Origin of the sequence: Pontibacter mucosus (assembly GCF_003054055.1) — a bacterium.
Lineage (GTDB): Bacteria > Bacteroidota > Bacteroidia > Cytophagales > Hymenobacteraceae > Pontibacter > Pontibacter mucosus.
Genome location: NZ_QBKI01000004.1, coordinates 228,931 through 251,435 on the forward strand (window position 1 = coordinate 228,931; position 22,505 = coordinate 251,435).

At 52.8% G+C, this 22,505-nt stretch carries 20 protein-coding genes; 8 read left to right on the forward strand and 12 right to left on the reverse strand.

Annotated features, from left to right (window positions below; genetic code table 11):
- Nucleotides 1–150: 150 nt before the first annotated feature.
- The 5 genes from C8N40_RS09680 to C8N40_RS09700 all read right to left on the reverse strand — a co-directional run bounded on the left by C8N40_RS09680 (nucleotide 151) and on the right by C8N40_RS09700 (nucleotide 6,135).
- Nucleotides 151–1,251 (reverse strand): vWA domain-containing protein, encoded by a 1,101-nt coding sequence (locus C8N40_RS09680; RefSeq protein WP_108211575.1) that lies wholly within the window; start codon nucleotides 1,249–1,251, stop codon nucleotides 151–153.
- Nucleotides 1,252–1,421: 170 nt separating this feature from the next.
- Entirely contained in the window at nucleotides 1,422–2,405 is a 984-nt protein-coding gene (locus C8N40_RS09685) for an acyl-ACP desaturase (RefSeq protein WP_108211576.1), read from the reverse strand.
- A gap of 190 nt (nucleotides 2,406–2,595) precedes the next feature.
- Nucleotides 2,596–3,537, reverse strand: a complete 942-nt coding sequence (locus C8N40_RS09690; protein ID WP_108211577.1) for a glycosyltransferase — start codon at nucleotides 3,535–3,537, stop codon at nucleotides 2,596–2,598.
- 947 nt (nucleotides 3,538–4,484) lie between these two features.
- Nucleotides 4,485–5,591 (reverse strand): DegT/DnrJ/EryC1/StrS family aminotransferase, encoded by a 1,107-nt coding sequence (locus C8N40_RS09695; RefSeq protein WP_108211578.1) that lies wholly within the window; start codon nucleotides 5,589–5,591, stop codon nucleotides 4,485–4,487.
- A 130-nt stretch (nucleotides 5,592–5,721) separates the two neighbouring features.
- Nucleotides 5,722–6,135: a sugar 3,4-ketoisomerase gene (locus C8N40_RS09700; RefSeq protein WP_108211579.1), complete on the reverse strand. Its 414-nt coding sequence runs from the start codon at nucleotides 6,133–6,135 to the stop codon at nucleotides 5,722–5,724.
- A gap of 107 nt (nucleotides 6,136–6,242) precedes the next feature.
- On the opposite strand from C8N40_RS09700, the gene C8N40_RS09705 reads away from it, so the two are divergent.
- Both C8N40_RS09705 and corA read left to right on the forward strand, forming a co-directional pair.
- Nucleotides 6,243–6,866, forward strand: coding sequence for an IMPACT family protein (locus C8N40_RS09705; RefSeq protein WP_108211765.1), 624 nt, complete (start codon nucleotides 6,243–6,245; stop codon nucleotides 6,864–6,866).
- A 36-nt stretch (nucleotides 6,867–6,902) separates the two neighbouring features.
- Nucleotides 6,903–8,033, forward strand: coding sequence for a magnesium/cobalt transporter CorA (corA, locus tag C8N40_RS09710; RefSeq protein ID WP_108211580.1), 1,131 nt, complete (start codon nucleotides 6,903–6,905; stop codon nucleotides 8,031–8,033).
- Between the two features lie 19 nt (nucleotides 8,034–8,052).
- On the opposite strand, the gene C8N40_RS09715 is transcribed toward corA, so the two are convergent.
- Both C8N40_RS09715 and C8N40_RS09720 read right to left on the reverse strand, forming a co-directional pair.
- Nucleotides 8,053–8,841 carry a hypothetical protein gene (locus C8N40_RS09715; protein WP_108211581.1) on the reverse strand — a complete coding sequence of 263 codons (789 nt, stop codon included), beginning with the start codon at nucleotides 8,839–8,841 and terminating at the stop codon, nucleotides 8,053–8,055.
- An 82-nt stretch (nucleotides 8,842–8,923) separates the two neighbouring features.
- Nucleotides 8,924–11,626 (reverse strand): hypothetical protein, encoded by a 2,703-nt coding sequence (locus tag C8N40_RS09720; RefSeq protein ID WP_108211582.1) that lies wholly within the window; start codon nucleotides 11,624–11,626, stop codon nucleotides 8,924–8,926.
- A 154-nt stretch (nucleotides 11,627–11,780) separates the two neighbouring features.
- On the opposite strand from C8N40_RS09720, the gene C8N40_RS09725 reads away from it, so the two are divergent.
- On the forward strand, nucleotides 11,781–12,686 hold the full coding sequence (locus C8N40_RS09725) for a universal stress protein (RefSeq protein ID WP_146173545.1): 906 nt from the start codon (nucleotides 11,781–11,783) through the stop codon (nucleotides 12,684–12,686).
- On the opposite strand, the gene C8N40_RS09730 is transcribed toward C8N40_RS09725, so the two are convergent.
- Entirely contained in the window at nucleotides 12,683–13,579 is an 897-nt protein-coding gene (locus tag C8N40_RS09730) for an ATP-grasp domain-containing protein (protein WP_108211584.1), read from the reverse strand. The genes C8N40_RS09725 and C8N40_RS09730 overlap by 4 nt on opposite strands.
- Before the next feature lie 148 nt (nucleotides 13,580–13,727).
- Here C8N40_RS09730 and C8N40_RS09735 point away from each other — a divergent pair, with 148 nt between their 5' ends.
- The 3 genes from C8N40_RS09735 (at nucleotide 13,728) to C8N40_RS09745 (ending at nucleotide 15,308) form a co-directional block, all read left to right on the forward strand.
- Nucleotides 13,728–14,363 (forward strand): hypothetical protein, encoded by a 636-nt coding sequence (locus tag C8N40_RS09735; protein WP_108211585.1) that lies wholly within the window; start codon nucleotides 13,728–13,730, stop codon nucleotides 14,361–14,363.
- 157 nt (nucleotides 14,364–14,520) lie between these two features.
- Complete coding sequence (dtd, locus tag C8N40_RS09740; protein ID WP_108211586.1) at nucleotides 14,521–14,979, forward strand: D-aminoacyl-tRNA deacylase; 459 nt, start codon at nucleotides 14,521–14,523, stop codon at nucleotides 14,977–14,979.
- A gap of 2 nt (nucleotides 14,980–14,981) precedes the next feature.
- Entirely contained in the window at nucleotides 14,982–15,308 is a 327-nt protein-coding gene (locus C8N40_RS09745; protein ID WP_108211587.1) for a nucleotide pyrophosphohydrolase, read from the forward strand.
- 514 nt (nucleotides 15,309–15,822) lie between these two features.
- Here C8N40_RS09745 and C8N40_RS09750 read toward each other — a convergent pair.
- Entirely contained in the window at nucleotides 15,823–16,551 is a 729-nt protein-coding gene (locus tag C8N40_RS09750; protein ID WP_108211588.1) for a 2-phosphosulfolactate phosphatase, read from the reverse strand.
- A 79-nt stretch (nucleotides 16,552–16,630) separates the two neighbouring features.
- A complete protein-coding gene (gcvT, locus tag C8N40_RS09755; protein WP_108211589.1) occupies nucleotides 16,631–17,719 on the reverse strand; it encodes a glycine cleavage system aminomethyltransferase GcvT in 1,089 nt (362 codons plus the stop codon).
- Nucleotides 17,720–18,054: 335 nt separating this feature from the next.
- Between gcvT and C8N40_RS09760 the strand changes: the two genes are divergently transcribed.
- Nucleotides 18,055–19,557 carry a sensor histidine kinase gene (locus C8N40_RS09760; protein ID WP_108211590.1) on the forward strand — a complete coding sequence of 501 codons (1,503 nt, stop codon included), beginning with the start codon at nucleotides 18,055–18,057 and terminating at the stop codon, nucleotides 19,555–19,557.
- Between the two features lie 23 nt (nucleotides 19,558–19,580).
- Nucleotides 19,581–20,015 carry a response regulator gene (locus tag C8N40_RS09765; protein WP_108211591.1) on the forward strand — a complete coding sequence of 145 codons (435 nt, stop codon included), beginning with the start codon at nucleotides 19,581–19,583 and terminating at the stop codon, nucleotides 20,013–20,015.
- A 161-nt stretch (nucleotides 20,016–20,176) separates the two neighbouring features.
- Here C8N40_RS09765 and C8N40_RS09770 read toward each other — a convergent pair whose 3' ends face one another.
- On the reverse strand, nucleotides 20,177–20,767 hold the full coding sequence (locus C8N40_RS09770; protein WP_108211592.1) for a ribonuclease HII: 591 nt from the start codon (nucleotides 20,765–20,767) through the stop codon (nucleotides 20,177–20,179).
- A 116-nt stretch (nucleotides 20,768–20,883) separates the two neighbouring features.
- Complete coding sequence (locus C8N40_RS09775; RefSeq protein ID WP_108211766.1) at nucleotides 20,884–22,485, reverse strand: RagB/SusD family nutrient uptake outer membrane protein; 1,602 nt, start codon at nucleotides 22,483–22,485, stop codon at nucleotides 20,884–20,886.
- Nucleotides 22,486–22,505: the final 20 nt, after the last annotated feature.

The following is a 22,505-nucleotide window of genomic DNA, read 5'->3' on the forward strand; positions in this document are numbered from 1 at the left end:
GGTTAATTCCTCTATTCTAGCAGCTTTCCCTCGGGGGTATGCTTGGGTTATCAGGTTGTTTTTTGTCTGAATCAGGATTTACAGGATGAAGGGATTGACAGGATTATAATTCACTTATCCACTCAATCACTCATTCAAAATTCCCAAACTCTAAAAGCTTTTCTTGCGGTTGCGCCCGTAGTCGCGGAACACCAGGTGGCCGAGGCCTTTAAGTGAGCTATAGTACGCCTGCCCGTTATTCACCTTCGTGAACTCGTCTACGAACTGCTGCAGGTAGGGATCTGAGGCAATCATAAAGGTGGTGATCGGAATCTTCAGACGGCGGCACTGGGCGGCCAGGTTCAGGGTTTTGTTCACCACTTTCCTATCCAGCCCGAAACTGTTTTTATAATAGCGCAGCCCTTCTTTCAGGCAGGTAGGTTTGCCGTCGGTGATCATAAAGATCTGCTTGTTCTGAGTTTTGCGCTTGCGCAGGATGTCCATGGCCAGCTCCAGACCGGCAACGGTATTGGTATGGTAGGGGCCGACCTCTAAGTATGGCAGGTCATTGATCTCTATCTGCCAGGCATCGTTGCCGAACACAATCACATCGAGCGTATCCTTGGGGTACTTTTGTTTGATGAGTTCGGCCAGGGCCATGGCAACCTTTTTGGCTGGTGTGATGCGGTCCTCGCCGTACAGGATCATCGAGTGTGATATGTCGATCATCAACACTGTAGAGGCCTGCGTTTTGTGCTCTGTCTCGGTTACCTCCAGGTCCTGCTCGGTTAGCCGCAGGTCGCCGATGCCGTGGTTGATCTGGGCGTTGCGCAGCGAGTCGGTCATGGAGATCTGCTCCAGCGCATCGCCGAAGCGGTACTCGCGGCGGTCGGTGCTGGCCTCGTCGCCTATGCCGGTGTGCGGCGTGGCATGGCTGCCTTTGCCTCCTTTCTTCAGCTTCCCGAAAATCTCTTCCAGGGCGCTGCGCCTTATACTTTGCTCGCTTTTGGCGGTAAGTATAAACCCTCCTCTTTCCTGCGGATTTTCATCCAGGTAGCCTTTGCGCTTCAGGTCTTCGATAAAATCGCCGATGCCATACTCGTCGCTGGTCAGGTTATACTGCTTGTCCAGCGAGCTGAGCCAGTTGAGCGCCTCCCCCACATCACCGGAGCTGATGGTTACCAGCTGCAGAAAGATCTTCAGCAACGATTCAAAATCGGCCTTACTGTCTTCCGGTGGAATATATTCTCCAAATCTGTATCCTAAAGCCATAGTTTGTAAAGATTGTATAGTATAACAACGCTCTGGCGTTTTTGTTAGGTATACGCGCTTTACCCTCTTCTGGCACCACCTTGTTTTCAGGAAGATAGCTAGTGAACGTAAAAAACAAAGGGCAGGCTGCTGCTGCAACCTGCCCTTATTTATACTTTATCGCTCGCCTGTTAGGAGGCTATCCAGCGGAATTTATACTCTAATTCAGGCACTTTCATGCGCTCGGCCACGCGCTTGAGGCGGGCGGGCAGGGCCATTACATAGTCGCGGGCGCGCTCGCCGGCTTCGTCCAGACCGGTAAGTGCCTCGATTTTCCACTCTTTTATCAAGCCATCTAGAATGTCGGTATAGTCTGCGGAAGTATAAACCCCGAGGCGTTGTGCCGCATCTGTAAAGTGGCCGAAAGTTTTGCCTAAATCCACCCCCAGCTCGCGCATGTAGTGGGCCGGCATTACGATTTTCTTGCGCATCATATCCTCAAAAGCCAGCATCATCTCGTTCGGGTCAGCCTCGAAAATCTTGCCCACAAACGATTTATAGGCTTTGGCGTGGCGCGCCTCATCGGCCGCTACGTGGCCGCACAGCTTGGCCAGTTGGGTATCGCCCTGCTTCTTGGCTAGCTGGGCTACGCGGCGGTGCGAAATATTAGTGGCAGTCTCCTGAAAAGAAGTATAAACAAACGAGCGGTATGGGTCGTTGTCCGTCTGCAGGTCAAATCCGTCAGCAATCAGGTACTGCGTGGAGGCTTCCATTTCGCGCATGTTGATGCGGCCGCTCAGGTACAGGTAGCGGTTCAGCACATCGCCGTGGCGGTTTTCCTCTGCCGTCCAGGCACGGTTCCATACCATCCATGGGCCGCTCGGATCTTTCGGCAGGCCGTCAATTGTCATCAGCCAGCTCTCGTAGGTAGGCAGTGCTTCCTCGGTAATGGTATCTCCCACCAGCACGGCCAGCAGGTCGTAGCTTAGGTCGCGGGCACGTTCGCGCAACTCTTTCACCTCATCAAAGAAATTCTCCATGGTGGCGTCTGGCAAAAGGTCTGCTGGTTGCCAGCTATCCTCTACAGTTTTAAGAAACTCGGAGATCTTTTCTCCCACGAAGTCTTCCATCCATTTTATGACTTCTCCACGGGAGGCGAGTGCTGGTGTAATCATGATGCTGTTGTTTAATTGAATTCCAAATATAACTATTAAATCCCGATAATAACCCGTCGTAGATAACAAATCACCCACAAAACACCCTTTTTGGATGATTTTGGGGGCTAAAACATATGATACTCCACTAAAGGCCAGTATAGCTTTAGCTTACGGATAAAAAGAGAGTAGGTAAACAAAACAGTGCTATTTACTGCCGGTGCCGAAGCCGGTGGTAGTACTCGCGCAGGAAACCGAGGTTAATTTTGCGCCTGTTCAGCTGCCGGATAAAGCGGTATAAAAAAGGGATACCCGTGGTTTGTTTCAGTAGCTGCAGCAACTGCTCTGCCTCGTTAAAATTGCCGGTGAGGTAGGCGTGCCGCGCCTCATACTTTAGCCGCAAAGCTAGCGCCGCGCGCTCGGGCGGGGTTTGCACTAAGGCTGCGGCCCTCCTGCATACTACAACAGTGGAGGATAACAATTGGTTGCCTTTCCGGTACCAGCCGCTGGAAAGGGAGCGGCCGTGCAGCCTACGTTTGGTGGTTACCTTGGGCAGGTAGGCATACTTATACTTGCGGGCAGAGCGCACCCAGAAGTCGAAGTCCTCGTAGGCCAGGCGCTCGTCATACCCGTTTAGTTCCTCAAACACCTCTCGCCGGATGAGCATGGTGGGCGGGCAGATGAAGTAGCGGCCCAGCACCTCGGCAAACACATCGCCATCAGGTGCTGCTCTATACTTCTGGCTATGAAAGTACAGGTGCTCCGAGTCGTCGGATATATACTCGGCATCGGAATACACCACGCCATACTCCGGCCCAAGGCGCTGAAACTGCTCTACCTGCTGCGCCACCCGCTCAGGCAGCAGCACGTCGTCGGTCGCAAAATCAAGTATAAACTGCCCGTGGCTGGCCCGCCACCCCCTGTTAAAGGCCCGGGTGTTGCCCAGGTTGCTGCCCGTGCTGATGAACCTGAGCTGCGGATACCGCTGCACATACTCCTGAATTACGCGGACGCTGTTGTCGGTACTGCAGTCATCCACAATAATTACCTCCAGGTTGGGGTAGGTCTGCGCTAAAACAGAATCCAGGGCCTCAGGCAGGAAGCGCTCGTGGTTGTAGCACAAGCAGATGATGGAGACAAGGGGTTGCGGCATGGGCGAAGATAAGGGTTTTCTGGTTTTTGTTAGTAGTGTGAGTGCTGTAGTCCGTGCCATGTTGTACTTCTATACTTTGGCTATACTTTACACTTCCCCTAGCGCAAGCGTCCGCTTGTGTCTTTATCCTTTGGCCGCTGTCCTTCCCCACCGCTGGCGCGGGTTTGTAACCCGTGCCTAACTATGGTGTTGGGTTTGCAACCCAACTGGTTTGAAAAGCCATACTTTATACTTTAGCAATACTTTTATACTTGCCGGTTTATAATTTCCTTACCACCGCTTCTTTTGCTGGCGCGAGCTTGTAGCTCGTGTCTTTTTATACTTGGGTTATACTTTCCTAGCCGCCGCTTCCTTCCATTTGACACAAGCTATCCTTACTAGCTTCCGTTCATCCTCCAGCCTTATATACCTACAGTTGCATCTATACTTTGGTACCCTCAAGGCCGGGAGGCCTCGCCTTCGGGCATCGCGCTGTGTGCCTGAAGCTGCTCCTCGCTCCGCTGCGGGCTGCCCTTAACGGGCACCAGAAATCTAGAAGGCGCTCAACCCAAAGGCTGGGAGCAGAATCGATAGCCGCAGCTTTTTGTCATCTCGACCTATGGGAGAGATCTGTTTAGAATTCCAGATAGATCTCTCACAGCTACGCTGGCTCTCTTCGGCTCCCGCCTCGAGAGTACTCGAGATGACAGGGAATGATTAAAGTACAGACTGTCCCCTTGAGGACAAGTGAGAACGAGAGTTCGAAACTTGCGAGCAAAGCTCAATAGGGGTGTAGTTGTATACTGGGTTTATACTTTGTAGGGACAGGTCGCGACCTGTCCGCGCGAGGACAACAGCTATAGAACTTATACTTTGGCCAGAGCAGCTACAGGCTCCCCTCCTTAGCCAAGGAGGGGCTAGGGGTGGTTGGGCGCGGAACTACAAGAGTCCCTGTTCAGAGATGATCTCTACCGCTTGAAAAAGGCCTTTACCCTCTCCACCACGCGCTGTTGCTCAGCTTCTGTTAACCCGGGGAACAAGGGCAAGCTGAGGCTGGTGCGGGCCAGTTCTTCTGCAATGGGAAAATCTCCGGCTTTGTGCCCCAGGAAAGTATAGGCTGGCTGCAGGTGCACCGGAAAGGGGTAGTGTATGGCCGTGCTGATGCCTTGCGCTTGCAGCCAGGCTTGCAAGGCGTCTCGGTGCCGGGTGCGGATATTGAAGATGTGGTAGACATGCGCACAGTCCGGGGCCGTGTGCGGAAGTATAAGATCGCCCGTGTTTTGCAGTCCCTGTAAGTATACTTGTGCCAGTCGTTTCCGCTCCAGGTTCAGCGCCTCCAGGTGGCGAAGCTTTACCCGCAGCACCGCTGCCTGCAGTTCATCCAGCCTGGAGTTTACCCCAACCAGCTCGGAGTTATACTTGCGCGACTCGCCATAGTTCCTATACCTGGCAGCGAAGGACGAAACACGTGCATCAGAGCTTACCACAGCGCCGGCATCTCCCAGTGCGCCCAGGTTCTTGGTAGGGTAAAAACTAAAGGCAGCAGCATCGCCTATACTTCCCGCATAACGGCCTTTATACTTGGCACCATGCGCCTGAGCGGCATCCTCCAGTAATTTTATATCATGTTCCTGCGCCAACTGCTGCAACTCCTCCATCTGGCATACCTGCCCGTAGAGGTGCACGGCAAGTATGGCTTTGGTTTTGGAAGTGATATGCGGCGCGGCCCTCTCGGCGGTGAGGTTGTAGGTATACTTGTCGGGCTCGGCCAGCACCGGCCTGGCCCCCACCTGCAGCACCGCGTTTATGGTGGCAATAAACGTATGGACCGGCAGCACCACCTCATCCCCGGCACCAATGCCCAAACCCTTCAGCGCGATCACGAGAGCGTCGTATCCGTTGCCTACCCCGATGGCGGTTTCTGCACCTAAATAAGTGGCAAACTCCTGCTCGAACGCCTGCACCTGCGGCCCCAGCACAAACTGCTTTTCCGCCACAGCCTCCTGCACCGCCTGCTGCACCCGCGCCTCCAAGCCAACCGGAAAATCTCTGAACTGAAAGTATGGAAGAGGCATAGGAGAGTTTGGGAGTTAGGGAGTTAGAGAGTTAGAGAGTTGGGGAGTTTTGAATGAGTGAAAGAGTGAATTTTAATCCTGCCAATCCTTAAATCCTGATTCAGACAATTTACAATCAACAAGTATACTTCTACAACTCCTGATGCGCCGCCAACTGTTTAAAGCGACTATAATCACGGATGTAATCGGCTTCGCTGAAGTCGGTGGAGGCAAGGCACAGGGCCACGGCTCCATCCGAAAAACGCAGCTCAGTCCAGCACATGGCCGGGATGTATAAGCCCTGCGTTGAATCAGTAAGCGTAAACGCCTGCTTTTCGCGGCCGGTGTCTGTCAGCACGTGTATACTTCCGCTCAGGGCAATCAGCACTTCCTCGGTGGCCAGGTTGGCATGGTGCCCGCGCTCTACCTCCGGCGGAGTGGCTTGGGTCCAGAACACGCGTTTTACCTCAAACGGGATGGCGTCGGCATACTGGGTGCTGGTGATGAACCCAGTGCCCAAACTACCGGCGCGGTGAAAGGTGAGCAAGTATGGATTAGCTGGCAAAAGTATAAAGTATGGTATCGCTGCAAATGTAACGATTTTGAAGAGATGCCGATAATTTTTACCCTTGCTGCGCTTTGGTTAACTTGCAGGATTGCAACCAGCGTACCATGGAAGATACCTACAGAACCATAGCCGAGCCTTCCGAAGGATTGTACAAGGAGAAAGGCAGCAAGTTTATTGCGCTGGCCTATGCGGTGTACTCCGAGGAGGAGGTAAAGGAAATTATCGCGGAGCTGAAGAAGAAGTACTACGATGCCCGCCACCATTGCTATGCCTACATCCTGGGGGCCGACCAGAGCCGCTACCGCGCCAACGACGACGGCGAGCCCAACCACTCTGCCGGCGACCCTATACTTGGCCAGATCCGCTCCGCCGGCCTCAGCAACGTGCTGGTGGTAGTGGTGCGCTACTTCGGGGGTACCAAGCTAGGGGTAAGCGGCTTGATTAATGCCTACAAAGTATCGACAGCCGATGCGCTGGCCAACGCCACCATCGTGGAGAAACACGAAACCGTGCTGCTGCAGGCCCACTATGCCTACCCGCAGATGAATGACGTGATGAGCCTGGTAAAGGAGTACGACCTGCCCGTGCGCGACCAGCAGTTCGAGCTTGATTGCAAGCTGACACTGGAGGTGCGCCGCAAGCTGCAGGATGAGATCACCACCAAACTACAGGACATAGAAGGCGTAAAAGTATCCGTTTTCACCGGAAGCAACTCTTTAACTCTCTAACTCCCCAACTCTCAAACTCCTAAACTCTCTCACCCTATGTCGAAGCGAAACAGGCAGCAGCGCCGAAACAAGATCCTGGAACGTAAGGCCGGCGTGAAACCAGGCTCCCTGGTCATCTCCTCAGAGGCATTTGCACCGCGCTTCTTCCTGATGTCGTTTAACGAGGATCTGTTTGAGGAGCATGAGTTTGGCACCTACGACGAGCTGATGCGACAAGTGAAAGGGCTGCCCAACGCCAGGCACTGGATCGACATCAGGGGGTACGCCGACAAGGTCATGCTGGAGAAGCTGATGCAGGATTTCGCGCTGCATGCCCTGCAACTGGAGGATGTGCTTAACGATTACCAGCGCCCAAAGGTAGAGGAGTTCGGAGATAACCGCCTGTTTATAATTACCCGCATGCTGCGCTGGTCGCCGGAGTTCAGATCTCTGGACGATATCCAGTTCTCGCTCTTTACCGGACCTAATTACGTTTTAAGCCTGCAAAGCGACTACGGCGACTGCCTGAACCCGCTCCGCGACCGCATCCGGGCCGGCAAGGGCATCATACGCCAGCGCCCTGCCACCTACATTGCCTATGCCATACTCGACGTCGTGCTGGACTACTACTTCCCGGTGATGGCCGATATTGGTGCCTATATAGAGGAAATGGAGCAGCAGGTTCTTATAAATCCGTCCAAAACAACACTTGCCCAGGTGCTGGACCTGAAGAACGAGCTCGTGAAGCTGCGCCGCATTACCTGGCCCGCCCGCGACCTGATGAACGAACTCCTGCGCATGGATGAAACCACCATTCCCGCAAACCTGAAAGTATACTTCCGCGACGCCTACGACCACGCCGTCCAACTGATAGACCTGGTAGAGAACCACCGGGAAATGGCCTCCAGTTTGGTGGAGCTGTACATGTCCACGGTGAGCAACCGCATGAACGAGATCATGAAAGTGCTTACCATCATCTCCAGCATCTTTATTCCGCTCAGTTTTATTGTGGGTTTGTATGGGATGAACTTCGCGCGCCAGGATCCGGAAACGGGTCAGGTTTTCCCGTACAGCATGCCCGAACTTTACCAGCCCTACTCCTACCCCATCCTGGTGGGGCTGATGGCCATACTTATACTTTTGCAGCTATACTTCTTCTACCGGAAAGGCTGGTTCAGGAGCTTTTAGAGGAAGAGGAGCGGTACAATCAGTTTGAATAATCCACACGTCCATCATCACCATAAACCAGCACCCAACTTTTACTTTCAGAAGCTCCTTCCGTTTTATAAGAATATGTGGTGAAGTTATTTGTGGATAGGGTTCTGTAGAGTAAGTCCTGCCACAGGCACTGTCCTTTTAGAGGGTTGGGTTTGTCGTCATAGCCTCCGAACAACTCTTCAGTTTTCGATAGGACCGTATCATCATACCTGGATTTTTCGACACCCACTATTCTCTGTAGATTGCCGTTACTATCAAAAAAATAATCTCTCTCAACTATTCTATGCTTTAAGCCCTGCTTTGTACTTTGCAACCTCCTTTGGGAGTCGTAGAAATAGAATATGGTATCAGTATATGCGTGATTGCTTTTATCATCGTAGGTTATCTTCTGTTTGATAAGACCTTTTTCAAGTATAATTTCCCTCTTATTCACAGAACCGTCCAGGTAACCGATATCATCTTTAGTTCTTAATGTAATGAGATTTGCCGAAGTATATTCTACCTCATCATAAATCGCATCTATATATATACCTGCGTAGCCGCCCGCACCTACAGCACCGATGTAGCCCCCAATTCGCTTTACAATTCTATTGCCCTTGTACACAAAACTGGCGGTGCCTCCAATAAACTGAGGAGCAGTATGATTTTCTTTATTGATAGTATACTGTGCCGCAACGGACTCAAACTGTGCAAATAAAACAGGCTCAGGAGTATCTTTCTCTGAACAGCCGAAAAATATCGTGCTGGAGATAAACAACAAAAGTATAAATCGTTTCATAGCGGTTTTATTTATCAGTGCCCTAGTTAAGGCTGGCCTGAATGGAGTGGTGCAACATGGCTATTTTATTTCGAGTTTTCACCTACTCTCCTACTTTGAAACGCAGTTTTTTCAGTTCCTTGCCGAAGGTATAGTATAAAGTATAATCGTGGGTGATGTCGTTGTAAAAGATGGTGACAGGATTGCTGGTCTCCAGCGAGCGCCCTCCGATGAGCCTGCCGTTGGCGTCGTAAAGGTAGGTTTTGCCTGGCCCGGTTTCGGTGATGGCGTAGATTCTGTTCACGCTGCCAAAGCGGAAGTACTGCACAATTTTAGGGGCTGAGGTGACATAGCGCTTCTCAAACACCTCTTTCAGGTCCTGGTCAAAAATGGCCACCTTCCCCATTTCCTGCCGCACGATTACGGCGGAGCGGCCGTTGCTGCTCTCCGGCACCAGATCGAACATGGCCCGTTTGCTCGGGCGGTGCAGCTGTTGCTGCCGCAGCACCCTGCCCTGCAGGTTAAAGGTGATCACATTGCCATACCGGGTTACTGCCGTTACCTCCGTGCGCTGCAGGTCTGCCCCGGCTTTAATCGTCAGCCCCGAGGTTAGGGGCACCTTCAGGTCGATGGGGAAGCCCGGGTAGGTGTCGCCGGTGCGGCTTAGGGCATAGATATAGCCATTCTGCAGGGGCACCAGCACCACATCCTGGCCACCAACACGCACGTGCTGCGGGCTTGCCGACAGGCGGTAATCCATGCGGCGTGGCTGCCAGCCCTGCACCGCAGCACCCTGCATGTTAAACATATACAGGTTCCCGAAACTGTCGTCTACCAGCAGGTGGTAATTTCCATCCTTCTCATAGTCGAACACGGCCAGGTGCTGCAGTTCCACTGTATCCGGCAGGTTAAACGGAAAGTTTACCAGAGGCGCGCCCTGGTTATTGATAGCGTGGATGCGGTTGGCCGTGATGAACAGGTAACGCAGCTTTTTATCGGCCCCATACTCTATTTGCCTGATGTCGCTGCGAAGGGCGGTGCCGAGGCTGTCGGTCCAGCCGCGCCTGCCCTGGTCTGTGATGTTGATGAGCACATTCGCCGAGTCCTGCACCACTACCTCCCGGGTGCGGGTTACCGCATTCTGCACCGGAAATGGCTGCGTGTCGATCCGGTTATTCAGCGCTATACTTTCAACCTCCTCAAAACCGTCCTGGCTGTCAGGCTTGATTTGGTCTGGCCGCCGGATGACAAGGCTGGTGTAGTAGCGTCCGTCATTCTCTACCAGCGAAAACTGCAGCCCCACCTGCGCAAAGCGCTTGATCAGGGTAGCATTCTGCAGCAGGTCTTCCCGCTCGTCTTCCCGGGTGTAGCGGTTCAGGAGGTACCAGGCGTTGGCATTGCTCAGGAAAAAGCTAAGGTTTGCCTCATGCTGCGCCTCCTCCAGAAAAGCTTTCTGCACGCCAGACTCGCTCCAGACATCGCCCTTGGCAATGTCGTCCAGAAGGTGCCGCAGCGTAACAGCCTCTTCGGCCATGACCAGGTAATCGTCCAACTGCACCGCATACGTTTGCTCAAAACCTTTGAACACGCGCCCCAGCAATTGCTCCGGCAGGTTGGGTACATCCAACAACCGAATGGTATACTTGCCATACTTCTCAGTATAAGGTTCTTCCTGCTGGCTGGCGGCCAGGTTGCTGAGCAGGCGCTGTGTGCGGGCAGGGTTAGTTGTATGGGTATAGATAAGCTTCTCGGGGCTCTGCACTATGCTGTTCGACTCCAGGTACACCACTGCTGCCTCCTTGCTCAGGCCGCGGGACAGGCTGTCTGCTAATGCCGTGGCTGCAACCTGCCCTTGCCGCAGCTTGGATACATCCTGCAGGCCGAAGTGCAGTATCATGGCCGTGTTGTTGGGCAGATAGCCTCTTATACCCAGTGGCTGCGGCTTTTGGGGCTGCATGGTATTGTGCAGTGAGTTTTTCAGCCGCTCCGGCACAGAAAAACCGTTCAGGAAGATGCGGTTCTGCCTCAGTTTCAGCTCCAGCATGCCGCTCTGGCAAAGCGACGAGAGGTAGCGCACCTGCGGCATCAGCTCCTTCTCCAGAAAAAGCCCCAGCAAATCGGGCAGCGCCCGGTAGTTCACAAACACGTTGGCGTACACATCGGGCTGGCTCAGGTAATTTACATTGCTGAAATCTGCCGCCACAGAAACGGGTATGCCACGAGAGGAACGCCGCACTATCTCCTCCACCAAAGCCGGCGAAGAACTGAGGATGATGTTGTTATGAAAGGTAAAGTAGGTAAAGCTGCTGCCGTTGCGCTTGTTGGTGATGCTGGTGAGCAACTGGCCCTGGTAATCGCGGGAGTTCTGCTCGTAGATGTCGCTTTTGTTGATGTTCTCGGCAAGGGTGCGCATGAAGCGGAGCTCGCCCACGGAGTTTACCGGCACGTAAAACACGAACCTCGTTTCGGCCCCACCCTCTACGTGCAGCGAGGTCAGGATATGCTTCTCGTTGAGGAAGCGGTCCAGGCGCTGGTTGCCGGGGGCCACGCTATCCAGGTAGACCAGGTTGTCGGAAAGGCTTGCCGTGGCAGGCAGCATCGCCACGCTCTCCCACAGGTTTGTTTCCCGCAGGTGCTCCAGTAGTTGCTGATGGTTGTTCGTCTCCACCACGAGCGCCGCATCCTCAGGCACCAGTGTCCAAAGGTCTACCTTCTCCTGCGAGGCCTTCCAGCGGTTAAACCCGTAGAAGATAAGGGAGGCCAGTATAACGAAGCCAACAAAGATTAATACAAGGCGTTTTGGCATAGCAAGCGCTGTGGAGCTACAAAAATAGGAGAAAATTCTGAACTACACGGTCGACGCGCCGGGGCACCGGTATAGTTTGGCCATCTGCGCACCTCCTTTTGCGACTTACCACGTATACATCATCCAAGTTAAAATCAAAGACCCTTACGTTTATATGTTCAGAATACTGATACCCGTTGACTTCACAGAAAGCTCCACGAATGCCTGCCGCTATGCCCTGCACCTGTGCGCTGCCTTGCCCCAGGCCGAGATTCTGTTGCTGCACTGCTTCAGCGATTACCTGCTACAGCCCCAGCTCGACGACCCGACCACGGATACGGGCTACAGCCCCCTGAGCCCCGGCTCGGAGATGATGACGGACCGCGTGCTCCACCTCAACCAGCAGGAGCAGCAGGAAAAGCTCGAAAAGCTGTACAAGGAGCTACTGGCTGAGGCCCACACACACAGCAACCACACCCAACTGAAGCAAGCTTTTATCAATGGCCTGGCGGAAGACGTGATCCGCGACGAGATAAGCCGCTACAAGCCTGACCTGCTGCTGATGGGCACCAAGGGAGAGGACAACATCGCCCGCTCCCTTTTCGGCACTATTACGACTAAAATGGTAGAGGACGCCAAAGTGCCGCTCTTAACCGTGCCGGAATCCTACAAAGATTTTAGCCTGCACCGCGCCCTCTACGCCACCGACTTCGACAAGACCGACGCCGAGGCGATTACGGTGCTGCTGCAGCTGCTAAAGCCGTTTAACCCCGAGATACTCTGCACCCACATCGGCACGCAGGACTCGGAGCGGGACGACAGTTTTAAAATGGAGCAGCTGCAGGCAAGGCTTTACGCCGCCCTGCCCGACAACAACCTGCAGTTTGCCATACTTCCGAGCGAGGATGATGTGGCCGATGCCCTGCAGGACTTTGTGGCCCGCGAGCACATCGGCCTGATTGCCGTCACCAACCAGCAGCGCTCCCTGTTCAGCAGCATTTTTAAACCGAGCCTGAGCAAAAAACTGGTGCTGGAGGCGCAGGTGCCGCTACTTGTCTTCCACAGTACCGAGAAAGTCTAAGCTATACTGTTGGTTTGCAGTTGCGCTGCCAGTGCCTCGTAATACCGCTCTATGGCTCCCTCGCTGGTGGCCATAAACAGGAAAGGCTCTATGAGCTCCAGTTCCATCAACACCAGCTCACCGGCGCGCTCTATGCCGTCCACACGCGCATAGAGGCAGCCCTGGGCATACTTGTCTACCAGGTTGTGGGCAGCCTCCAGCAGGTGCGCCGGCGGCTCCGGGGTGTGTATCGTTCCACCAAAGAAATGCTGCACCCTAAAGTCGCCGGCCTTGGCGGTTTTGAGCACGGCATGGCTGTATTCGCCGTTAAAGAACAGGAAAGACCACTCGCCTTTGGTCTGGATTTCGGGGATGAAGGGCTGCGCCAGAAAGCTCTCCTGCTGCAGCAGGCTGTTTATACTTTCGGCCTGCGCTTCGGCCTCCGGTGGGGTAAGGGCAAAGGTGTTCTTGGCGCCTCCGCTCACGGCCGGCTTCACGATTATTTTATCCGACTGCAGTCGCTCGAAAACGGTGGCCACGTCCAGGCTGCTGCCCTGCTCCAGCCACAGGGTGGGCACTACCCGCTCGCCTTTCTCCTGCAGCTCCACCAGGTAGCGCTTGTCCGCGTTCCAGCGCACGATGCTGATCGGGTTGAGCACCCGCACCCGCAGCTCCTCCAGCCTATCCAGCCAAGTATAAAAAGTGCCGATTTTGTCGAAATAATCCCAGGGCGATTTCAGCAGCACCAGCTCATACTTGCCCCAGTCCACGGCCGGGTCGTCCCATACTTCGAGCGTTACCTGCAGCCCTTTTTGCGTCAGAAACTGGTGTAGACGGGCATTTTCCTCCTCCGATACCCCTGTATACTTGCCCGCGTCTTTATAAGTGACGAGCGCTATTTGCTGTGTGTTCATTTTTTATCATCTTTGCCGCCAAATTATACTTTATCCCAGGCCAAAACAACCCATCGGGCGGTGTGCTAAAACTTATAAACTTTTGGGCGGTTGATCCTCGTATGTAAGTATACTTTACCTGCACTTTCTACTATATTTAACGTTCACTATGTTCCTCCGCCCTCACAGCATAAGCCACGCCTGCGGTCTGAAGGCCCGTTTGCTCCTGCTGTTGCTGTTTATACACACCTTTGCCACTGCCTGCACCGACAATGCCACAGAAGAAGAGGCCGAGCTGCCGCCTGTGGTGCGCCGCAGCGCTACCGACACCGATACCACCACAGTAGCCAGCGCCAATACCTTTGACCTGCTGGGCAATCCGTTTGTGGCCACCCTGGAGCAGAGCAACGACCTTACCAGCTACTTCGATCGCATCCACGCTGACTTTACCGTAGACGCCGAAGCCATCGAGAACCGCCACAACGCCGGTGTAACCGACACGATTTATACTATCCGCTCCGGCGAATCGGCCCTGGAGTTCTACGCCCCGTCTTACTCGGGCGAGCTGCTGCTGCAAATGGCCGACATCCGCAGCGCCGACATCGTGCTGCGCGACAACCTTCGGGTGGGCATGCCGCAGGCAGAGCTGCTCAAGCGCCTGCGCAGCCAGGGCGGCGACCTGAAAATTACCCAGACTCCCACCGAAATTATCGCCTCGGCCAGAGAAGGCGCCCCCATGAGCCTGCATTTCTTTATGCAGGGCGGCAAGGTAACGCGCATCCTGTATGAGGGGTATGTGGATTAGGGCTGAGGCCGAATCGTTACACAGCTGAACCGTTGCTGTACGTGCCAGGCTGCATGCAGTCCGACAGATTTCACTTCATACGTACGTCCGCTCCCATTCTTCCAGTTCCCCTCACCTCATTTTGCTATCTTTGCCCCGAACCAAAGTATAGCATACTATGCGAATTGTGATTCAGCGGGTGACGCAGGCTGCCGTGCGGATTGAAGGCGCCACAAAAGGAGAAATAGGTTTAGGTTTGCTGCTGCTGGCCGGCTTCAGCGCCGATGACACCGAGGAAGACCTGAAATGGATGGCCGGCAAAGTAGCGGCCCTGCGGATTTTCTCCGATGCCGAGGGCAAGATGAACCTGAGTATAAAGGATGTGGATGGCGAAGCCCTGGTCATCAGCCAGTTTACGCTTTACGCCAGCACCAAAAAAGGCAACCGCCCCTCCTACATCAACGCCGCTCCTCCGGCTGTTTCTATACCTTTGTATGAACGTTTTGTACAACTGATGGAAGAGGCGCTGGGCAAGCCGGTGCAGACAGGTGCGTTTGGGGCTGATATGAAAGTATCGCTGCTGAACGACGGCCCGGTGACGATTGTGATGGACACCAAGCAGAAAGACCTTTTTTAAGCATGACCATAGCCGAAGCACAGGCCATTGTAGATCAGTGGATCAAAGAGAACGGGGTGCGTTATTTTAACGAGCTCACCAACATGGCCATCCTTACCGAAGAGGTAGGCGAAGTGGCCCGCATTATCTCCCGCCAGTACGGTGAGCAGTCGTTCAAGAAAAGCGACGAGGGCAAGCAGCTGGGCGACGAGCTGGCCGACGTGTTGTTCGTACTTATCTGCCTGGCCAACCAAACAGGTGTAGACCTGACCGAAGCGCTGCAGAAAAACCTCGAAAAGAAAACCAACCGCGACAGCAACCGCCACAAACAAAACGAAAAGCTCAAGTAAGCCCTGGGAGTTTGGGAGTTAGAGAGTTGAGGAGTTTGGGAGTTAGAAAGTTTGAAAGTATAAAATCTAGTTGGTGCAGATTTACTTTCGTGCACAAGTATAACAAGTACCACTGGCGCCGGTATCCAACCGGTGCCGCCCGGTGTGCTGCGAGTCTCCAGACTCGCTTTGGAACAGGTTTATACTTTGATTAAACAGCTTTCATACTTCGCCCCTGCAGTTTGCCGAAGTATAGATTGTTGGTGAAAACACCAACAATGGCGCAAAAAGGCTATAGCTATACTTTATACTTTAGCCGTGGCCAATCCAGTTATAAAGTATATACCAACCTGCGCTTTTCTGCTTACGCAGAAAGCAAGTTGAAAACTTGCCTCATACGTAGCCACAAGTTACGCTGTCGCTAAACTTGCGGCAGAAAGTCATAAAGTATAAAACGGGAGCGGCTGGCACTACTAAAATGCCAGCCGCTCCCGTTTTATACTTTAGAGAGTTAACTTTCTAACTCCTAAACTCTCTAACTCTTAACTTCCCCAACTCTCACCAGGTCCACCAGCCTGTCGTGGCGCCAAACGGGTAGTACATCGTACACGTCGTGGCGGAGGCAGAACTCGATGTCTTTGTGGATTTCCAGGTGCTCTAGGCGGCGCACGTGCGAGGACTGACGCAGAAACTCCACCAGATCCTGCTTGGCCGTCTGGTATAAGTATAGCGCAGCCAGGGCGCTGTCATGTTCGTAGCTAAAGCTATCGTTCAGCCGCTCTACCAGGGCGCCGGCAAATAGGGTGTCCTCCAGGTTAAACTGGCCTTTCCAGCCGGCACAAACCACCAGTACATCCAGGTTCAGCTCCCGTAGGTGGTTGACCACCGCCTGCAGGTTCAGGAAAGCGCCCACCACAATCTCCTCTGCCGCCTCCGACAGCCGGATGGCACGCGTACCGTTAGTAGTCGTGATCGCGATGTCGCGCCCCGCCACGTTCCCGTTCATGTATGCGAACGGGGAGTTGCCCAGGTCAAAACCCTCGGCTTTGATGCCGTTACGCTCCGCGGCTGTCAGGCAACCGCGCTCGGCAAATCCACGGCACTCTTCCAGCTCCATCACCGGGAAGATGTGAGAAGCCCCCTCCGCAAAGGCTGTTACCATGGTAGAAGTAGCCCGCAGCACATCCACAGCCACCACAGCCTTTCCCTTCAAATCATACAAGTGCAGCAGCTCCGGGCTGAAACACACATCTATACTTGGCATAAGTATTTGTTATTCGTTAGTAGTTGTTAGTTGTTCGTAAGAATGTAGTAACGAACAATTAACAACTACTAACCATTAGCTATTTCTTAACGAAAGGCAGCTTTACCACCTGTGCCTTCATGTCCTTGTTGCGCACGCGGATGCTTATCTCGGTGCCTACCTTGCTGTAGTCTTTGGTTACGTAGCCCAGCCCGATGCCCTTACCAAGCGATGGCGACATGGTGCCGGAGGTCACTTCGCCCACCTTCTCGCCCTCAGCGTTCACGATCTCGTAGTGCGAGCGCGGAATAGCTTTCTCCAGCATCTCAAACCCAATCAGCTTGCGGCTTACGCCCTGCTCTTTCTGCGCCTTCAGGTTCTCTGAGTTCACAAACTCCTTGTCAAACTTGGTGATCCAGCCCAGGCCAGCCTCCAGCGGGGAGGTGGTATCGTCGATGTCGTTACCGTAGAGGCAGAAGCCCATCTCCAGACGCAGCGTGTCGCGGGCACCCAGGCCGATTGGCTTAATGCCATGCGCCTTGCCAGCCTCCATTATCGCGTCGAATACCTTGCGGGCATCCTCGTTTTTCACGTAGATCTCAAAACCGCCCGCACCAGTATAGCCTGTTGCAGACACCAGCACATCCGGCACACCGGCAAACTCGCCCCGCTCAAACGTATAGTAAGCCATACTGGCCAGGTCGATCTTGGTCAACGGTTGCAGCGCCTCAACGGTTTTAGGCCCCTGCACGGCAAACAGGGAGGTTTCATCAGAGATGTTCACCATCTCCGCGCCCTCGGTGTTATACTTGCTGATCCAGTTCCAGTCCTTTTCGATGTTAGAAGCGTTTACCACCAGCAGGTACTCTTCCTCAGCCATGCGGTACACCAAAAGGTCGTCCACGATGCCGCCCTCCTCGTTTGGTAGGCAGGAATACTGTATTTTTCCGTCCGCCAGTTTAGAGGCATCATTGGTGGTTACGCGCTGGATCAGGTCCAGGGCTTTGGGGCCACGAAGTATAAACTCGCCCATGTGCGACACGTCGAAGATGCCAACTGCCTCGCGCACCGTCTTATGTTCTTCTATATCTGATGAGTAGCGCACAGGCATGTTATAGCCGGCAAAAGGCACCATTTTAGCGCCCAGCGCCTCGTGCACATCATTTAAAGCGATTTTCTTAAGTTCCATATCAGATTGAGCTATTCATTGTTATATGGCAAAATTAAGTATTTTTCGGGCTCATCCTAAATTAATCCCCTGCCGCTGGCTAGGTTTGCCGCCGGTGGAACAAGTGCGCCATCGTTGTAACCATTACCTATAACTCTCGTATGAGCTTAGACCAGAATAATCGCCAAAGGAAATATATGTTTACCCAGATACAATTTGCCTGCACTGCTGGCCTAGCCTCGCTGTGCTGCTCTCTAAGCTCCCTATCTCCTGATTTGTCTACGCTATTGCAGGCTTAACCACTGTCAACTCTCCCTGCACAGGAGCCAGCCAACTTATAGCCTCAGCCCTTATCCATGAAACTATCTGTAAAACTATTTGCCGGATTTCTGCTGATCTCGGTGCTGTTTACAGCCGTAGCCATTGTTAACTTCCGCCTGTCGGAGGCCGTTATCGAGAACTCGAAATGGGTGTCCCGCTCGCAGATTGTCGTGCGCAACTCTGCCGCGCTCCAACGTAACATCATCGACATGGAAACCGGCCTGCGGGGCTTCCTGCTAAACGGCAACGAGACTTTTCTGAAGCCGTACTGGCAGGCCCGCGACCAGATGCCGAGTCTGATGCAGGAAACGCGCAACTTCGTAACCAACCTGCCCGACCAGCAAAAGAAGCTAGATGAGATAGCCGAACTGCAGCAGCGGCTGGAAAAAGATTTCGCTACGCCACTCATCCAGATGAAACGCTCCCATCAGGACACGATCATGACGGATCGGGAGCTAGACCTAAAGCTGGAGGAGCTGGTGCTGGGCGAGCAAATGGTGATGGACTCCATTCGGGCCGCCTTCCGTGCCTTTAACGCCATCGAGTACCAGGTGCGGGCAGACCGCAGCGAGCGCCTGAACAAAAGTATAAACAACACCCGCCAGCTCTCCACCATACTTACCATACTTTCTGTGATCATCGGCCTGAGCTGGGCCTACTACATTACCCGCCTCATCAGTAACCGCATCATGAAGATGGTGACGCTGGCCGAGCAAATTTCCAGGGGCGACTATAAAACCCAGATTGTAGATACGGGCCAGGATGAGCTGAGCCGCCTGTCGCACTCCCTTAACCGCATGTCGGCCACCATCGATGAGACCTTTACGGAGCTGGATCAAAAGAACAAGGAGCTGGACCAGTTTGCCTACGTGGTGTCGCATGACCTGAAAGCCCCCTTGCGCGGCATTGAGGTGGCATCGCGTTGGGTGGAGGAGGACATGGGAAGCCAGCTGCCCGATAACATAAAGGAATATCTGAAGATGATGCGCGCCCGTGTGCACCGGATGGAGAACCTGATAAACGGCATTCTGGCCCTCTCCCGCATTGGGCGCACAAGCCAGGCGAAGGAGCAGGTAGATACAAACGAGCTTCTGGCGGAAGTTGTGGAGTTACTGTCGCCGCCGCCGGGCTTCCGAATAGATGTACAGCGTAACTTACCTGCCCTCCATACCGTTCGAATACAGTTACAGCAGGTCTTCAGCAACCTGATCAGCAACGCCATCAAATACCACGATAAGGAGAATGGGAAAATTACAGTTCGGCACCACGAAACAGAGGAATTTCACGTTTTCTCTGTAACGGACGACGGCCCCGGCATAGATCCGGAGTACCATGCACGGATATTCGTGATATTTCAGACGCTGCAGGAACGGGATGCTTTGGAGAGCACCGGCGTAGGCCTAAGTATAGTAAAGAAGATTGTTGAGTTGCAAGGGGGAACTGTGTGGGTAACTTCGGAGCCAGGCTCGGGATCTACTTTTACTTTTACGTGGCCAAAACATACTGTTATTGAACAAGAAATTAGTAGCTTTGTCTAATACTCTGAAGGGATTAAAGTATAATGAGCGAGAAAGAAGTTAATATCCTGCTAGTAGAGGATGACTACCTGGATACGATGAATGTTGAGCGGGAGCTTAAGAAGATTGGCGTGAATCACCCGGTATTTGAGGCACGCAACGGCAAGGAAGCCCTGAACCTGCTGCGCGGCGTCGGTGTGCCCAAAATCTCGCCAGCCCCCAGCGTTATACTCCTGGATATAAACATGCCGAAAATGAACGGCCTGGAATTCCTGACGGAGTTACGCCACGACCCGGAGTTCAGCCACATCCCTGTCTTTATCATGACCACCTCCAACGAGGAAACCGACCGCCTGGCCGCACAGAAACTCAATGTATCGGGCTATATTGTGAAGCCCCTCTCCTTCGACAGCTTCGAGCGCAGCGACTCTTCCCTCGACAGCTTCAGCCTCTTCCTGGACCTGATTAAGCTTAAATAAGCACCCGCTTTCTTCTCGAAAGTAATAAGTATAAAAGCCGCTGAGCATCTGCTGTTCAGCGGCTTTTATACTTTAGAAGGCATTTTATACTTCGCCTCCGGGTGATCAGCTTATACGTTGCAGCGAGTATAAACCCGAGGCAAGTATAAGTATAAGTACAACTACTGCAGTTGCTTTGGCAGGAGCGTAAAAGATTGCCGGTGATGCTCCGTAGCACCGTGGCTGGAGATGCCCATCCGGTGTGCCTTCGTAGGATAGCCTGCATTTTGTTCCCAACCGTAATGCGGGTGTTCCTGCGCCAGACGGCTCATCAGGTCGTCGCGGTGGGTCTTAGCCAGCACAGAGGCAGCCGCTATAGACAGGTAGCTGGAATCGCCTTTCACAATGCAGGCGTAGGGTATTTGGTTGTATGGCTTAAAGCGGTTCCCATCCACCAGCAGGTACTCCGGCTGCTGCGGCAGCGCCTCCAGGGCACGGTGCATGGCCAGGTAAGTGGCATTCAGGATGTTTACCTCATCAATTTCTTCTACAGAGGCCTCCCCTATGGCCCAGGCCACGGCATCGCGTGTAAGCTCACCGCGCAGCTGCTCCCGGAGTTTTTTTGTAAGTTTCTTGGAATCGGTAAGGAGCTGGTGCCGGTAATCGGGCGGAAGTATAACAGCTGCCGCCACCACCGGACCGGCCAGGCAGCCTCTTCCCACCTCGTCTACGCCCGCCTCTAAGGTATAGCCACTGTAGTTTGGTAATAGCATTTGTATAAACTTTGGGCACAAGTATAAAAAGAAAAGCCCGCCAGTCAAACGACCGGCGGGCTTTAAGGTTAAACTTTCACTTTAAACTAGTATTTGACTGTCATGTCATGACTTAATTACCTCGGGCTTATTACAGGAGCCGAACCAGCTGAAGGAGCATTAAAATCCAGCTCATTTTCTGGCACATCCCATCTTTCAAGGTAATTATAATCAATTGTTGCATTCTTATCTAGCTCTAAAGTTCCTTTCGCGTTGTGAAGCACAACTGCATTGGTTCTGCCGCCGCCCTCAGAAACAGGCTTAAGGAATCCAAACCTTCTGGCATCATAGAACGCAACACCATTCTTAAGAAGGGCAACTCTTCTCTCGCGACGTAGTACTTCAGCAGCCTCATCTTGGCTGATACCACTACCAGCTACTGCAGGCAGGCCCGCAGATTGATAAGCTCTTACCGCATCGATAATTTCAAGACCTTCCTCAACCTGACCAAGTCTTATTTTAGCTTCAGCAAGCATCAACTGATTTTCTTCATAAGAACCTGCAATATTAAGTTCAGCAGAACCGGCCTCTACTGAGGCATAGTCACCGCCCTGCTCAATCGGAATAAGGGTGTATCTGGTGCTGTATGCAAAACCACGTCCTTGGGCATTAAGCTGCGTATAGCCTCTTGCAGGAATAGCAAAGTTCCTTTCCATCCTGTTATCATCAGGATAGTATTCCTGAATAAGACGCTCACTGATGTGTGACCATACGGAAATCAGTGAACGGTATGGTTGCCACGCTGTAAGAGAAACAAGGTCATTCTCATTTGCTGAACGCATAGTAAAGATTTTGTCATTAGCCTGAATACCATTTTCAGCGAGTGTCACGATAGCATTCCAATCAGCGGCTGTCATCTCCTCTACCTTCTTATTTACCAAGATATTTCTGGCTTTATAGGTATTCATGTTCCTAATCCACTCCTGAGGAGACAATACACCACCTTTGCCAACCTTGGTGAAGGACGGGATCATAGCTCCTAAAAAGGCCTCATACTCAGCTGTTGCAGTAACACCTTCCAATTCTTTGATAGCAGCGTCGAAGTTGCTGTTTGCCTCAGCAATTACAGCTTCATAACTAACAAAGTCGTTGTTGGTCTCATTTAATGTGTTCGCAATGATGCCAGAGATATACATTGAACCGATACGGGAGTAAGCAAAGCCTTTCCACCAATAGGCCCATGCCCTAAGAACTTTCTTTTTTGCTTCCGCATCACCTGTAAGTTCTAAGTCGGGATTTTCAACAGCTGAAAGGATTAAGTTTGCCTGGTTGTTGACCAGATACATGGACAACCACTCGTACTGCATGGCATTATCATCGCCTACTGCACGGGAGTTTCTGTTCCTGAGCTCAGTAGCCTGAGAACCACCTTGAGGAGGAGTTAAAACTGTTCCATCGCTTAGCGTTATAGAAGAAGCCTGGTTCACCCATCTCCAACCAAAGTTACCTACTGAGGTAAAATAGGCATCTCCCATGATATCATGGTTTTGCAGGGTAATCCACCAGTACTCTAGTCCAAACTTATCATATACACCTAAACCTGCCCTTTTCATCCCTTCTTCAGTAGTTAGGGCGGTTAGACCAGGAGAGTTCGGGTTCTCCAAGTCTAGTATGTCCTTTTCGCAGGCAGTTGTGCCGAACAAAAAGACTGCTAAAAAAATATATACTATCTTTTTCATTATCATTCTTAAATTAAAAT

Bases quoted from the DNA above. Each gene is read 5' to 3' on its own strand.
- C8N40_RS09680 (WP_108211575.1), bottom strand. From the start codon at position 1,251: ATGGCTTTAGGATACAGATTTGGAGAATATATTCCACCGGAAGACAGT.
- C8N40_RS09685 (WP_108211576.1), bottom strand. From the start codon at position 2,405: ATGATTACACCAGCACTCGCCTCCCGTGGAGAAGTCATAAAATGGATG.
- C8N40_RS09690 (WP_108211577.1), bottom strand. From the start codon at position 3,537: ATGCCGCAACCCCTTGTCTCCATCATCTGCTTGTGCTACAACCACGAG.
- C8N40_RS09695 (WP_108211578.1), bottom strand. From the start codon at position 5,591: ATGCCTCTTCCATACTTTCAGTTCAGAGATTTTCCGGTTGGCTTGGAG.
- C8N40_RS09705 (WP_108211765.1), top strand. From the start codon at position 6,243: ATGGAAGATACCTACAGAACCATAGCCGAGCCTTCCGAAGGATTGTAC.
- corA (WP_108211580.1), top strand. From the start codon at position 6,903: ATGTCGAAGCGAAACAGGCAGCAGCGCCGAAACAAGATCCTGGAACGT.
- C8N40_RS09715 (WP_108211581.1), bottom strand. From the start codon at position 8,841: ATGAAACGATTTATACTTTTGTTGTTTATCTCCAGCACGATATTTTTC.
- C8N40_RS09720 (WP_108211582.1), bottom strand. From the start codon at position 11,626: ATGCCAAAACGCCTTGTATTAATCTTTGTTGGCTTCGTTATACTGGCC.
- C8N40_RS09725 (WP_146173545.1), top strand. From the start codon at position 11,781: ATGTTCAGAATACTGATACCCGTTGACTTCACAGAAAGCTCCACGAAT.
- C8N40_RS09730 (WP_108211584.1), bottom strand. From the start codon at position 13,579: ATGAACACACAGCAAATAGCGCTCGTCACTTATAAAGACGCGGGCAAG.
- C8N40_RS09735 (WP_108211585.1), top strand. From the start codon at position 13,728: ATGTTCCTCCGCCCTCACAGCATAAGCCACGCCTGCGGTCTGAAGGCC.
- dtd (WP_108211586.1), top strand. From the start codon at position 14,521: ATGCGAATTGTGATTCAGCGGGTGACGCAGGCTGCCGTGCGGATTGAA.
- C8N40_RS09745 (WP_108211587.1), top strand. From the start codon at position 14,982: ATGACCATAGCCGAAGCACAGGCCATTGTAGATCAGTGGATCAAAGAG.
- C8N40_RS09750 (WP_108211588.1), bottom strand. From the start codon at position 16,551: ATGCCAAGTATAGATGTGTGTTTCAGCCCGGAGCTGCTGCACTTGTAT.
- gcvT (WP_108211589.1), bottom strand. From the start codon at position 17,719: ATGGAACTTAAGAAAATCGCTTTAAATGATGTGCACGAGGCGCTGGGC.
- C8N40_RS09760 (WP_108211590.1), top strand. From the start codon at position 18,055: ATGAAACTATCTGTAAAACTATTTGCCGGATTTCTGCTGATCTCGGTG.
- C8N40_RS09765 (WP_108211591.1), top strand. From the start codon at position 19,581: ATGAGCGAGAAAGAAGTTAATATCCTGCTAGTAGAGGATGACTACCTG.
- C8N40_RS09770 (WP_108211592.1), bottom strand. From the start codon at position 20,767: ATGCTATTACCAAACTACAGTGGCTATACCTTAGAGGCGGGCGTAGAC.
- C8N40_RS09775 (WP_108211766.1), bottom strand. From the start codon at position 22,485: ATGAAAAAGATAGTATATATTTTTTTAGCAGTCTTTTTGTTCGGCACA.